Annotated in this window: 14 protein-coding genes and 1 riboswitch; of the genes, 3 read left to right on the top strand and 11 right to left on the bottom strand. The window is 44.3% G+C overall.

Annotated features, from left to right (window positions below):
• Window positions 1-7 precede the first annotated feature (7 nt).
• The 9 genes from LOZ80_RS09380 to LOZ80_RS09340 all read right to left on the bottom strand — a co-directional run bounded on the left by LOZ80_RS09380 (window position 8) and on the right by LOZ80_RS09340 (window position 7,851).
• Window positions 8-775 carry an ABC transporter permease gene (locus tag LOZ80_RS09380; RefSeq protein WP_238171175.1) on the bottom strand — a complete coding sequence of 256 codons (768 nt, stop codon included), beginning with the start codon at window positions 773-775 and terminating at the stop codon, window positions 8-10.
• Window positions 775-1,065 carry a thiamine-binding protein gene (locus LOZ80_RS09375; protein ID WP_029194191.1) on the bottom strand — a complete coding sequence of 97 codons (291 nt, stop codon included), beginning with the start codon at window positions 1,063-1,065 and terminating at the stop codon, window positions 775-777. The genes LOZ80_RS09380 and LOZ80_RS09375 overlap by 1 nt, the downstream gene beginning before the upstream one ends.
• Window positions 1,066-1,108: 43 nt before the next feature.
• A complete protein-coding gene (locus tag LOZ80_RS09370; RefSeq protein ID WP_238171174.1) occupies window positions 1,109-2,125 on the bottom strand; it encodes an ABC transporter substrate-binding protein in 1,017 nt (338 codons plus the stop codon).
• A gap of 213 nt (window positions 2,126-2,338) precedes the next feature.
• Window positions 2,339-2,447: riboswitch (TPP riboswitch) on the bottom strand.
• Between the two features lie 64 nt (window positions 2,448-2,511).
• Complete coding sequence (locus LOZ80_RS09365; protein WP_238171173.1) at window positions 2,512-2,838, bottom strand: YnfA family protein; 327 nt, start codon at window positions 2,836-2,838, stop codon at window positions 2,512-2,514.
• Window positions 2,839-2,884: 46 nt separating this feature from the next.
• Entirely contained in the window at window positions 2,885-3,304 is a 420-nt protein-coding gene (locus tag LOZ80_RS09360) for a VOC family protein (RefSeq protein ID WP_238171172.1), read from the bottom strand.
• 20 nt (window positions 3,305-3,324) lie between these two features.
• A complete protein-coding gene (locus LOZ80_RS09355) occupies window positions 3,325-4,176 on the bottom strand; it encodes a patatin-like phospholipase family protein (protein WP_238171171.1) in 852 nt (283 codons plus the stop codon).
• 183 nt (window positions 4,177-4,359) lie between these two features.
• Window positions 4,360-5,925, bottom strand: a complete 1,566-nt coding sequence (locus tag LOZ80_RS09350; protein WP_238171170.1) for a DUF3369 domain-containing protein — start codon at window positions 5,923-5,925, stop codon at window positions 4,360-4,362.
• Window positions 5,922-7,457: a sensor histidine kinase gene (locus LOZ80_RS09345; RefSeq protein WP_238171169.1), complete on the bottom strand. Its 1,536-nt coding sequence runs from the start codon at window positions 7,455-7,457 to the stop codon at window positions 5,922-5,924. Before LOZ80_RS09345 ends, LOZ80_RS09350 begins: the two co-directional genes overlap by 4 nt.
• 13 nt (window positions 7,458-7,470) lie before the next feature.
• A complete protein-coding gene (locus LOZ80_RS09340; RefSeq protein WP_238171168.1) occupies window positions 7,471-7,851 on the bottom strand; it encodes a hypothetical protein in 381 nt (126 codons plus the stop codon).
• Window positions 7,852-8,164: 313 nt separating this feature from the next.
• Between LOZ80_RS09340 and LOZ80_RS09335 the strand changes: the two genes are divergently transcribed.
• Window positions 8,165-8,482 (top strand): hypothetical protein, encoded by a 318-nt coding sequence (locus LOZ80_RS09335; RefSeq protein WP_238171167.1) that lies wholly within the window; start codon window positions 8,165-8,167, stop codon window positions 8,480-8,482.
• 112 nt (window positions 8,483-8,594) lie between these two features.
• Complete coding sequence (gene udk, locus LOZ80_RS09330; RefSeq protein ID WP_189019198.1) at window positions 8,595-9,230, top strand: uridine kinase; 636 nt, start codon at window positions 8,595-8,597, stop codon at window positions 9,228-9,230.
• Between the two features lie 320 nt (window positions 9,231-9,550).
• Here the strand turns inward: udk and LOZ80_RS09325 are convergent, their stop codons facing one another.
• The gene (locus LOZ80_RS09325; protein ID WP_238171166.1) at window positions 9,551-10,096 is read right to left on the bottom strand and encodes a hypothetical protein; all 546 of its coding nucleotides are present in this window, start codon (window positions 10,094-10,096) and stop codon (window positions 9,551-9,553) included.
• 172 nt (window positions 10,097-10,268) lie between these two features.
• On the opposite strand from LOZ80_RS09325, the gene LOZ80_RS09320 reads away from it, so the two are divergent.
• Window positions 10,269-11,384 (top strand): aminopeptidase, encoded by a 1,116-nt coding sequence (locus LOZ80_RS09320; protein WP_238171165.1) that lies wholly within the window; start codon window positions 10,269-10,271, stop codon window positions 11,382-11,384.
• Window positions 11,385-11,474: 90 nt separating this feature from the next.
• Here the strand turns inward: LOZ80_RS09320 and LOZ80_RS09315 are convergent, their stop codons facing one another.
• Entirely contained in the window at window positions 11,475-12,956 is a 1,482-nt protein-coding gene (locus tag LOZ80_RS09315; RefSeq protein ID WP_238171164.1) for a L,D-transpeptidase, read from the bottom strand.
• Window positions 12,957-13,068 lie beyond the last annotated feature (112 nt).

Here is a 13,068-nt window from a genome sequence, read left to right as displayed (position 1 = left end):
TTCATCTCTAGGATGACTTTTTCGCATTCCAGCGAATGATCAGCTTCTCCAGCCCGGCAATGAACCAGAAGAACAACAAGCTTAGTATAACGATGATAAATATCGCTACAAATTCACGATCCGCACGAAAGGCCGATTTCTGTAAAATCATATAATAACCAAGTCCAACACCGCCACCCAACCATTCCGCAATAACCGCTCCCATTACACTGTAGGTTGCTGATATTTTGAGTCCGGTAAACAGAGCCGGCAATGCATGAGGCACCTCAAGCTTATAGAAAATTTGCCTTCTGCTAGCCCCAATCATCTGCATGTAATTATACATATTCCGATCTGTTTGCATGAAGCCATCCAGGGTAGACATCGTTACGGGGAAGAAACAAACCAGTGAAATTAATAAGATTTTAGGCAAAAGACCAAATCCAAATAAAATAATTAAAAGAGGGCCCAACGCAATCGTAGGAACATTCTGTGAAAGAATCAACAGCGGATAGAATCCGGCTTTGAGCGCGGGTATCCGGTGCAGACAACCAGCGACGACAGCGCCGCCTGTTACACCGACAGCGAAGCCCATTAACATCAATCGCAGAGTGGCGAAGCTATGCATCCAGACGCGCGGCATATCCGTTGTACCGTCTCTCCATATCTTGAGCGGACTCGGCAGCAGCCAACTCGCTGTTCCTCCCCAAGTCACTGTTAGCTGCCATATAAGCAGCAGAAGGATGACCACGACAATAGGTGGCCATCCTGCTTTGAACCAGCGTTGCTGTTTCATTATCTGTATTTCTCCGTTAACTTGTCCATCGACGCTCCAGAGGGGTTGAAATATATTTTCACTTGGGAAATAACGTTAGGGCTGCCCATTTCAATCATTGCGGCGTTCATATCCTGAATGATTGCCAGCAATTGATCCAATTCCCCTTCCATCGTTGTTTCCAACGGTGAAACGAAATATTTCACACCAGATTTCGCGATCACCTCAATCGCTCGATCGACATAAGGAATCACATCTTCATTATTTTTCGTTTTAGGAATGATTTGAATACTAACAAGTGCATTAGCCATGGGAATTGCTCCTTCCAATTGATCGTCTGATTTCAGTTCGAGCTTATTTCGCAGCTGCTGGCAAGAAATTGTTCGTAAAAGCAGCGTCTACATCCAGGTTCTTCTCCAGAAGCTTATGCTCCAGCATCCAGTTCGCATAATTTTCCCAGACTGCCCGTTTTTGTTCACCCCAACGCGGGGCATCATCCTGATAACGTGTGCTTAGCCATTTTTGGCTAGCAAGCACAAGCTTTTTATCCAAGTCTGGAACTGCTTTGATCAGAATGTTCGCCGCATCATCTGGCTTGCTGATTGCGAATTGATAGCCCTTGGTCGCTGCTGCCATGAAGGCTTTCACGACTTCTGGTTTTTCTTTGATCATTTTCTCATTCGTTGCCAGAACAGGTGTGTAATAATCCAGTTTATCGGAGTATTTATTCAAATAAATCATATTTAGCGGCTCTCCACGCAGCTCAGCATCCACGCCGGTCCAAGCGTAGTATATCCAGGCAAAATCAATATCACGTTTCACCGCTGTGAAGTAATCAGCTTCACCAATATTAACAATCTTCACTTTGCTCGGATCCGCTTTCTCTGATTGCATGAGGGATTCAATCATAGCATTTTCAGCCGGAGCCCCCCAACCACCGTATGTTTTATTCTCAAAATCCTTGGGCGATTTGATGTTCTTCGCCACCGGCGAAGCAAATCCTGATGTATTATGCTGGATCACTGCGGCAAGCGAAACCAAAGGAACACCTTGGATACGACCTTGTGTAATGCTTTCTTGATAACTAACCCCGAATTCAGCAGCTCCTGAAGCGATCATCGTATCCGCGCCGCCCTCTCCGGGAGCGATGATTTGCACATTCAAGCCTTCTTGTTCGAAAAAGCCTTGATCCTTAGCCACGTACAGTCCCGTATGATTCGTGTTCGGCGTCCAGTCCAAAACCACCTTAATATTCGTCAGTGCCTTGGCCGGTTTGGCCGATTCCGTCGGTTTAACGGCTTCATTGCCACACGCTGCCAACGCGATAGACAGGCTTACCAGCATCCATGGTGCGATTTTCTTCCAGTTCATTCCTAGTTTCCCCTCTCGTCTTTACATCCAACCATAAGAAAAAGCTCCCATTATCCGGGAGCGCCATAAGTAGAAAATGATAAACCCTATCGAAGCTTGACCGAAAGGACGTGCATTTGTGTGAATTCTCTACGCTGGCATTACCCAAGATACAAAAAAGCCGCAAAAGACAAAATCGTCTCGTGCGGCGTATACGTTGACATTAGTACACTAATTAATTGTACTATCATTCTCTGCGCTAGCATTACCTAGATCAGATCGAACGGTCAGCGGTATATCCCGCACTCTCAGCCTGACTAATCAAGCTCCCGGTTGGTGGTTATTCAATTCACATAAGAGAAATATACCCCTACTTATTGAATTAAGCAAGCTTACCTTCTAAATTATTAACTTCTAGGGGCCCAAAGCATAATGGAGACCCCTACAACACAAACAGCAGCTCCGATCCAATCGTACATATCAGGTGTTTTTTTATCAACAAACCATCCCCACAGCACGGCAAGAATGATGAATACACCGCCGTAAGCTGCATAGACTCGCCCAAATGTTGGAAAGCTCTGCAGAGTTGGAATAATACCGTACAAGACAAGGATTATTCCTCCTACAATACCGTACGAGAGTGGCTTGGATTCTCGCAGCCAGAGCCACACCAGGTATCCTCCGCCAATTTCAGCGATCCCAGCGATTACGAAAAGCAGGATAGTTAACAACAATCACGAATACTCCTTTCCAAGAGCAAGTTCCGTTGTACTTAACAGGTTACTCCTTATCATTCCCTAGTAAATTCAACTGCCAGGAAACACCAAACTTGTCCCCAACCCAACCGAATTTCTTACTGAACGGATAGGTCCCGAGCGCCATATAGACTTGACCATCCTGCGATAGTTGAGCAAAAACACGCTCAATCTCCTCTTCCGTTTCGCAATTTACATAAAGTGAAATGGATGGCGTGAACGTAAATGCATGTTTCACACTGCTGTCTATACACATAAACTCCTGTCCATGGATGGAAAACCTCGCCTGCATCACACTGCCCTCCGCTCCCGCTTCATTCTGGCCGTATCGCTTTATGCTGACGATTTCAGATTGATCGAAGACAGAAGTATACAGATTCATAGCTTCTTCGGCCTGGCCAGTGAACATCAAAAATGTTGTGATTTTTTGTTGAGATACGCCCATACGAACAGCTCCTTTGTCGCTTATGTCAATAACCAGTTTTTTAATTGGGAACCCATCCGCTTCGCATCCGAGTAGCCCAAATCATGCAGATCTTCCAATTTCTTCGGGTTCTTCTCCATCCGGCCTACAAGCACTTTGGCAGAAGGACGGATGATGATTGCACTGCCATCAGCTTCCATTTTGGAAATGGTCTCCAAGGTAGCATTGTAGATTTCACTTCGATTCACAAGCACATTCACGAGGCCGTCATATTTCGGATAAAAGCTTTTGGCAAGCCACCGTTGTTTGAATGGACTCTTGCGATATCCTTGTTCTTTGGTCAGCACGATAATGTGTTTCTTATTGCCATCCGCAACTGACTTCTGTACCGGAATCGGATCGACCAATCCGCCATCGAATAACGTGCGGCCTTCGTAATGAATCGGCTTTGCTACAAACGGCAGTGAGCTAGAAGCCTGTACAATAGGCATTGTCTCTTTCATTAACTGATGCTTGGTATAATAGATCGGTTCGCCGGTATGCGCATCCGTCGTTCCAATCGCAAATTGCTGTGTTGAATTATAGAAAGCATCATAATCAAAGGGAACCAATTTATTCGGCAGTTCATTGAAAATGAAATCCATGCCAAAAATACTTTTGTGGCGCACCAAGTTGCGATAACTTAAATACCGATGATCTCCAATATAATCGATGGTTACTTTTTTGTTTCGTCCAGGTTGTTTCGCTATATATGACACCGCGTTACATGCCCCTGCTGATACTCCGACAACGTAGGGGAAATATAAATCCTGCTCCATAAAGTATTCCAAGACTCCTGCGGTATATACCCCTCGCATACCTCCGCCTTCCAGTACGAGTCCAATGTCTTCCATAGGTGACACCTTCTTTCTATCTGTCTCAAGCCCCTTTCTAGCATACAGGAAATGTAAATCAAAAGAAATGCTCCTTCATCTCCGAAAAAGAGACAAAGAAGCAGATTATAACCCATTTTTGTAGACAGTTTCCGTAATTATCGCTGATAATCCGCATTTTTGCTGCTAAATGAATGAATGCTATTAACGTTGTTCTTTATATTGCTCTTTGATCACTAAGAATTGATCTAGATTAGTTAAGAAAATATCGACGATATCAGGGTCAAAATGTTTGCCGCGTTCCGTTTTCAGTAAATCCAATACACGATCCAGCTCCCATGCCTTCTTGTACACACGATCACTGCATAGCGCATCAAAAACATCAGCAAGCGCAGTTATACGGCCATAAAGATGAATCTCTTCGCCTTTCAGTCCTAATGGGTAGCCCGTCCCATCATATCGCTCATGGTGCTGCCCAGCGATAATCGCAGCCGCATTCAGTACTTGTTTGTTTGAATGCTTGAGCATTTCATACCCCAAATTCGAGTGAGTTTTCATAATGTCGAATTCTTCTTTTGTTAACGCCCCGGGCTTATTGAGGATTGCATCTGGAATCCCTACTTTGCCGACATCATGCATAGGAGAAGCTAAGCGAATTACTTCCGCCTCTTGCGCTGGCAACCCGTATTTAATCGCGAGCAAATGTGAATATTCAGCAACCCGCTTCACGTGATGACCTGTTTCTTTGGATCTTGTTTCCGTAATTTCCCCCATTGTATAAATGATTTCTTGCTGCGTGCTTTCCAATTCTTCATTCAAATAAATATTCTCGAAAGCTACGGAAACATTCGTGCAATAAATATCAACCAAATAACGTTCCCACTCGCTAAGTGCTTTGAAACCGTTCATGTAAATGACGTTCTCCATCCCCATCTTGCTTTGGAAATAAATCACAAAACGATCGGAAGCGAAGCGGCTTGTCTTGGTTTGAAACGCCTGTTCAATCTCATCCAGCATTTCCGACGGAACGACATCACGAGCACGGTCATCCTGATTGGCGGCATAGTCTCCGCTTGCAGCCAGAATATAAATATCCTCGACCCCTTTGGTCACTGCAAAGCTGCAATGAATGGCATTTTTGTGCAGATTCACAATTGAGGTCATCTGTGTCAAAACACCGGAGGCAAATTTCTTCATCGATTGCAATTCAAACAATGTTGAAGCTGATTTAATAATCTCTTCCAGACCTGCTCTGCTTTTCTCAATCGTTTTCAAATCTCGATAGGAGCGCAATGCCGTAACTACCGTGGTAAAAAGCTTTTGGGTCGTCAATTCTGTTTTTTCTTTGTAATCATTAATATCATAATCCATGATCACTGTCCGTTCTGGCGCTTGACCAGGCTGGCCAGTACGCAGGATAATACGAATCGAGGAATTTTTCAACTCTTCGCGTATATATTTAACGATTTGAAGTCCTGCATCTTCGTACTCCATCACCACATCTAATAAAATTAAGGCGGCATCTGGATGCTGCTTTAATAATTGCTTGGCTTCCAATGCAGAATATGCGCTATGAAACTCCAGCTTCTTGCCATCAAATTCGAAGTCATCGAGTACCATTTTGGTCACTTGATGGATTTGCTTCTCATCATCTACGATCAAAGCAATCCAAGGTTCTTGTTCAACCGGTTTATCTTGCGTAGAATCAGCAACTTCTTCCTCAGCAAAAAGAAGCTCATCTTGGTCTATGGACCGATCTTGACTTGTCATAGCTCAGCTTCCTCCTCTTTCGGGATTGTAATCACAAATAAGCTTCCTTGTCCCAGTACACTGGAGCATTGAATCGTTCCGTTCATCGATTGCGTCACGAGGTTGTAGACAATATTCATCCCTAATCCTGTGCCGCCCTTGCCACGGCTTGTTGTGAAGAATGGGTCAAAAATGTGATCGAGCACTTCTTGGTTCATCCCTTTGCCGTCATCGGAATAAACGATTGTTATCGTATCTTGATCATGTGTAACGCGAATGCTTAAACTGCCTTCTTCGTCCATCTCATAAGCATGGTTTAAAGAATTCATGACTAGATTAGTAATTAATTGCGACAAGGCACCTGGATATGTGTACAGATTAAGCTCATGATCACAATAAACATCCACGCGCAGCCTGGTTTTCTTCAGTGTCGGCTTTAAACTGGCAATAATCCCTTCCAAATACTCCTGCAAAAGGAAAGTACGCTTCACTTCCACACTTTGGTCGACTGAGATTTGTTTAAAGCTGCGGACAAGGGACGACGCACGTTCCAAATTGGACTGCACCATGGCATTCGTCTCACTAACGACAAGAAGAAACTGCTCCAAATCCGACTTTTTCATTTTACCAGTTTCATACAAGCTTTTGAAATCCTTCGTCTTTTGATCCAAATAGGATACCGCGGTAACCCCAATGCCAATCGGTGTATTAATTTCATGTGAAACACCAGCTACCAGATTTCCCAATGCTCCCATTTTCTCGGATTGAACGAGTTGATCTTGCGTCACTTGCAGCGATTGCAGGGCATGCTGGAGCTCGTGATATCGCTCATCCAGATCCGTCACCATCTCATTGAACGCTTCGGATACTTCTTCTATTTCCGGAGATGCCTTGAATTGCAGCGTCGGTAATTCGCCTCCCTGCTTGACCCTTACCGCGGCTTCCCGCAAACGACTCAAAGGCCGAATAACGATGACGCGTAAAATAAGCCATAATACCGTCGATAGAACGATCGCAATCGTTAGGCCCACGATAAAGATTAGCTTGGTCCGTTCTTTGAGCAGCACCGTTTCCTCCGACGAATCAAAAATAACCTCTACCGCACCAACGACCATGCCATCCTCTTGAAGGGGGGCTGTAAGGCGAACAATGGGAATTTCACTTGTTTCCATCGGAACACGGTCAACGATTGTTTGATCCTGTTTGGGGATAATGATATTGGCGGGGTGCATATGCTTCCCCACTTCTTTGCGGTTGGACGCTGCGAGAATTTCGCCATCCTTGTTATACAATTTCATTTCAAGAACACGCGCATTTTTATATTGAATATAATCAAAAATTTGCTGAACATCATTAATCGACCGCGATTCTTCATACCGTCCATTGATCGCCATCGTCATTCCGCTAATTTGACTCACATAGGCTTGTCGGATTGAGGTATTTAAACTCCTCGTGTCAAAAATCATCATCGTCGAAATCATGCTGACTGTGACAATGGTCACGAGGAAAACAATGCGTTTTTGCAGGCTGACTTTCTTTGGTTGAGATTTCATATGTAAGCAGCCCCTACTTCACTTCGAACGTAACGGTTTTACTAACGTCATAGGGCGTGTGATCATTATTGTGCAAAGATACTTTAATTTCGTGTTGGCCTTTGCTTACATGTTCATATACTTTCACTTTCTCGGTAAGAATCTCTTTTTCTCCCTTGTCAAAGGAAAGATGGACATGCCCCTCCCCTTCTTTGCGCACTTGATCATAGTGCTCTCTGGACAATTTCAAATCCGTTGTTAAGTTAAGCGTAGCCGTATCACCGTTTATTTCAATACTCGCATCGAGCGTAGGTTTGTACATACTTTCAGTTGTCTTATTGCTTTTAGAAGATCCACATCCCGAAATCAATAGGGCTACAGCCGCAATTAAACACATACTTTTAACTATTTTCATACTTTCATCCCCTGTATCTGACCCAATTTGTCTGATGTTGTCAAAAAAAGCTATCTTCTTTAGCTTATGAATAATCCAGAGGTTTGTCCACTTTTATTTTGCATAAATTGGGTATTCAACCTAATTGTTTCTGTATTCGAAATTTTCTGACTTTTGATGTCGAAATATCATAAGAACGCGCAGTTTTTGCGCTTCCCCAGGAAATAATTTCATTTCCCAAGTCAAGAATGATTTCCCCACTTTTGGAGCAATGTAGTAAAGTCACATCTCTCTTTTCAACGACACATCTACTATCCTTAGGAGGCTCTCCCCTATGACGAACACGAATCAGCATCAACAACCCGTCCAACACGCCATTGATGCAGCAGATCATGCCATTCTTCAAGCTCAGGATGCTGAACATAAACTGCAAGTTGCTATCTCGGAATCGAACCCTCATGCGATTCAATCTGCGCAAGCTGCGATTACGCAAGCCAAACATCAGGTACATCAAGCGCACGAGCAGCTTCAAACTTTCAACAACGAGCAGTTCGGACAGCAGATCCAGCAAACGATGGAGCAGTTGACGCAAGCTTCTCAAGATCTCGATGCCAATCAAAACAAGTTCAGCACCCCAAAACAAATTAGATAGCCATTGGATATTTTAAAAGTGATCGAAATTCGATCACTTTTTCTTTTTATATCAAGTCTATGGTAAACTACTGTGGAAGGTTTTCAAGTTATTTGGGGAGGCACTACATTTCATGCTCGTTATCGGAATTGCCGGTGGGACCGGATCAGGAAAAACAACAGTAGCAAGATCGATCATCAACAAGCTTGGTTCGACCAAAGTGACATTAATTTCACAGGATAATTACTATCTTCATCATAGCGGCCTTACGTTTGAGGAACGGGAACGCATTAATTATGATCATCCCCGTGCCTTCGAGAATACTTTGCTGCTCAAGCATTTAAATGAGCTAAAAAACGGCAATCCCGTTGATATTCCAGTCTATGATTTCTCACAGCATGCCCGTTCACAGGAAACGATTCGCATTGATGTTAAACCGATTGTGCTGCTTGAGGGCATTCATGTCTTGACAGATGAAGAGCTTCGCGGCGCTTTGAACATCAAAGTATTCGTCGATACGGATCCCGATGTGCGTATTCTTAGACGGCTATCCCGAGATATCAATGAACGCGGTCGTTCGCTGCAATCGGTTTTCGATCAATACTTAACGACAGTAAAACCGATGCATGATGCCTTCATAGAGCCTTCCAAGAAATACGCGGATATCATTATCCCAGAAGGCGGAGAAAACCAAATCGGTATTTCCATGTTAACTATTTTGACCGAGCGCTACATGACAGATCAGGCTGCCAGCTACGAAATTGGTTGATTCACCATCGGACCTCGAGCGCAGCAACTGCGCCCCGTCACCAAGCTCCCGCGTCTGGATAGTCAATCTTTCCTTTTAATGAACTGGATAATGCTTATTGACGTGAAAATGGCTTGTTTGGCGATCTAGTGAACCGAGTTGACGTTATCGAGCAGTTTATAGGCGGAATGGTGATCATTTGAATGAAATAGCGCGTCGGGAATTCATTAGATTTTCTAAATGACCCATTTTGATTAAATAAAGGGTATTGAGTTCGTAAGGGGGATTCGCCTCAAGATTCATTGAGGGATATCCCCCTTTTTGTACATAAATTAATGAGATTAAACATCATCGTTGCCTAAATCCACAGTTTCCCATCTTTCTGCATAGTCATTCAACTTGCCGTGAAGCGGGACATGAAATTGATTGATAATGAAAAGTCTGACTTTTTTAATCCATTCTTTGAACGAAGGATACGTGATAAATTGATTCGCATAGCGATCACTGATGCACAAGAAATGAGGTCCCGGCGTTTTATCAGTCAAGAAGTTCAAGGAGGTATCGATAGGCGTATACTTTTTGCGCTTCCCTTCCCATGTATCCAAATCAAGTTGAAGGGTCGTCGATGTCTGTCTCAACAAGGCTTCCAAATGCTTCACGCGCGCGTAGTACGGCTCTTTGCTCGGAATCTCCATCCTGCGAAGGGTTTCTTCATGCTGTGGATAGAAAATGGCTCTGACGAATTTGCGCTCTTCGGCCCACTTGATAAAAGCATTCATATCGGATTCTGTCCAATCCTCAAAGGTTTCGAACACAAACACGGTACCTTTGCGTGTTTGGGCTGGCGGTTCGTACCCGAACGGCACTTTAATCTGCTCTCTTGCCATGGCTTCCTCCTCTGTTCGTGTCCTCTGGTTGTTCGTCTTTGCTCCATATCCTGCTAGCTCTTTATTGTAGCATACCCCAGTAACCGGACGAAATGATTCGTTCATTGGATTTAGATCGCCTATTAAGCTATAATTTCTAAGTATTAATTTTCAATTGAGGGAGACCACTATAATGAGAGATCCGCGACTACAAACCTTCGCCCGCAACATTATTCGTTACTCTGTTAGCCTACAGCCCGGCGAGAACATATTGATTGAAATGATAGGCGTCAAAGACCCTGAACTTGCCAAATGCTTTATTGAAGAAGTATATGCCGTCGGAGGAAAACCCTTCATCGAACTGCGTGATCCTGTCATCACCAGAAGTTTGCAAATGAAGGGCTCACAAGAGCAGTTCAGCCAATGGTCTGATTTCGAGCTGCAGCGTATGAAGCAAATGGATGCCTACGTCGCTGTACGAAGCGGGGATAATATTACTGAGTCTTCCGATGTGCCGGATGATCAAATGAAATTGTATCTGAAGCACTTCCAACGCCCGCTGTTCGACGAACGAATCAACAACACCAAATGGTGTGTAATGCGCTATCCGAACCCATCTATGGCCCAGCTAGCCGGCAAAAGCACCGAAGAGTTCGAAGACTTTTATTTCAAAGTCTGCAACCTTGATTACAGCAAAATGGCTGTCGCCATGGAGTCTCTTGTGGATCTGATGAACCGCACAGATCGTGTCCGTCTTGTCGCCAAAGGAACCGATATCAGCTTCTCCATCCAAAATATCGGAGCCGTTCCTTGCTCAGGCTTGCGAAACATCCCGGATGGCGAGGTCTATTCCGCTCCTGTGAAAGATTCCGTGAATGGCGTCATCAGTTACAACACGCCAACCATTTATTCCGGAACTTCGTTTGAAAACATCGTTCTGCGTTTTGAGAACGGGCGAATTATAGAAGCCACGAGCAATGATACGAAGAAGTTGAATGACATTTTGGATACGGATGATGGCGCTCGTTATATCGGTGAGTTCGCTATCGGCGTGAACCCTCATATTCAGCATCCAATGAAAGACATCCTCTTCGATGAGAAGATTGATGGCAGCATTCACTTCACTCCAGGTCAAGCGTATGAAACTGCCGATAACACGAACCGTTCCTCCGTCCACTGGGATATGGTCCTGATCCAACGACCTGAGTACGGCGGCGGCGAAATTTACTTCGACGATGTGTTAATCCGCAAGGATGGGCGCTTCGTCATTCCTGAATTAGAGAAGTTGAACCCCGAAAACTTAATGTAATAAAATAAAAAGCAGGTAAAGTATCCATTCAACCGGAGTACTTTATCTGCTTTTTTCACCCTTGAAGTTAAGGGCATTAATCATTATTAGTTAACCTAGCCAATGAAAAATAACATGCTCCGGCGACTGATCAAGCTCAGGTTTTTTCAAAGGAATCAAGGTTTCCGTGTTCTTGATAAGCTTTGCATCACCCGACTTCCATTGGGAGGCTTCAATTTGAACAACCGTGCCTTTAGGCACAAAAGGAAACAGCGCTTGAACATCTTCGTTCGTGAGACGTACGCAGCCCAATGATTTATCGCTTCCAATTGAGCTCTCATCGTACGTGCCGTGAAGCGCAATGTCTCCTAGACCGAGGCCTGCATCGCCATAGCTGGAAGCGTTCTTGCCTTTTGGTTGTTGCACACGGTCATTCACAATGAAATCTCCAAGTGGTGTTGCCGCATTAGCGCCGAGGCCAACCACTTTATCCTCTAACAAATAATTCCCGCTCATAAGCCTCAATCGATGCTCAACCTTATTGATTTCTATATGTACCGGTTCAAAGGAGATAGACTCCGGCCCAACCGTATTGGGATAAAACATAGCTGCAGCATCGCCTGCCTCACTGTTGTAAACCCATCCCCCCTGCCCATTATTAGCCGCGGAAACTTCGTTAGAGCCCGTCTCAGCCTCTAAAGGAATGAAGCTTAGATAGTTATTCGGATAATCCTGCAGCAGCTTATTCAGGCTTTCTGGAGCTTTCCCATTGTCCCTCATATAGGCTGCTAGAGCTGTACGAACTAAATTAGCACCAATCGCACTAAGCGGTTGGTGCTTGTCATAAGCCGAATTCAGGAAGCGTATTCTTACTGAGGTGTCCGTTTCCGGATGGTACTGAGCAACGACGATCGCACGCTTGGCCATCTCTTCATTGGTGAGGACCATGGTCTTTCCTCTCAGCGTTTGATCCTGAGAAACAATTCCGTAGATGATAATGCTGCGTTTGGGCATATCCTTTGCCAAGGCAACAGCTTGCTTATGCAGTGCATCCTCAATTTCTTCATTAGCGCTTTCAGGCGTTAAATACATAATAAACGGCGTATCCACAGTCTCGTAGGTGATGCTGCTCCCGACTCCCCACACCTTCATGTTGGAAATCGTTTTGTAGATTGGCTTATCCCCAACGAATAATAGTACCAACAGCAAGTTAAACACGAGCAGAACGATAAGCAATGTTTTCATAAAAGGGGGCAGCAGTCCTTTATTCTTACCTGGGAAAGCTTGCTGAAGATTGGCAGCGTGCTGCGCTTGCTGCTGATCCAACTGCTGGATGGCGCGATTGGCAGCCGAATAAAACGGTGAAGGATACGTTTTCAAAACTTCCTTGTAATGAAACACAGCTCTTTTGAGGTTCCCTTTTAACTGAAATTTCTGCCCAATCTTATAATGAGCTTCCGGCGAATTGGCATCCAGATACCGAATCACCTTCTCATAGTATTGGGGATCAGAGGGGCTTACGAAAAAATTTTTGTGCAGATGAATCAAATTGTCATCCAGGTGATTCTGAAATCGTTGTTGGTGGCGAATCATTAGGCTCCTCTCCGTTTCAATAGAGTAGCTTGTCCAATCTCGCTGCTTGATACATTTAGTATCTCTGATACATAATGTATCACGAGTGATATAGAAAGACAACTGTTTTGTT

The organism is Paenibacillus sp. HWE-109, assembly GCF_022163125.1.
Taxonomy (GTDB): Bacteria; Bacillota; Bacilli; order Paenibacillales; family NBRC-103111; genus Paenibacillus_E.
Note: the sequence above shows the minus strand (reverse complement) of the source record. Positions and strands in the feature narration are given on the sequence as shown.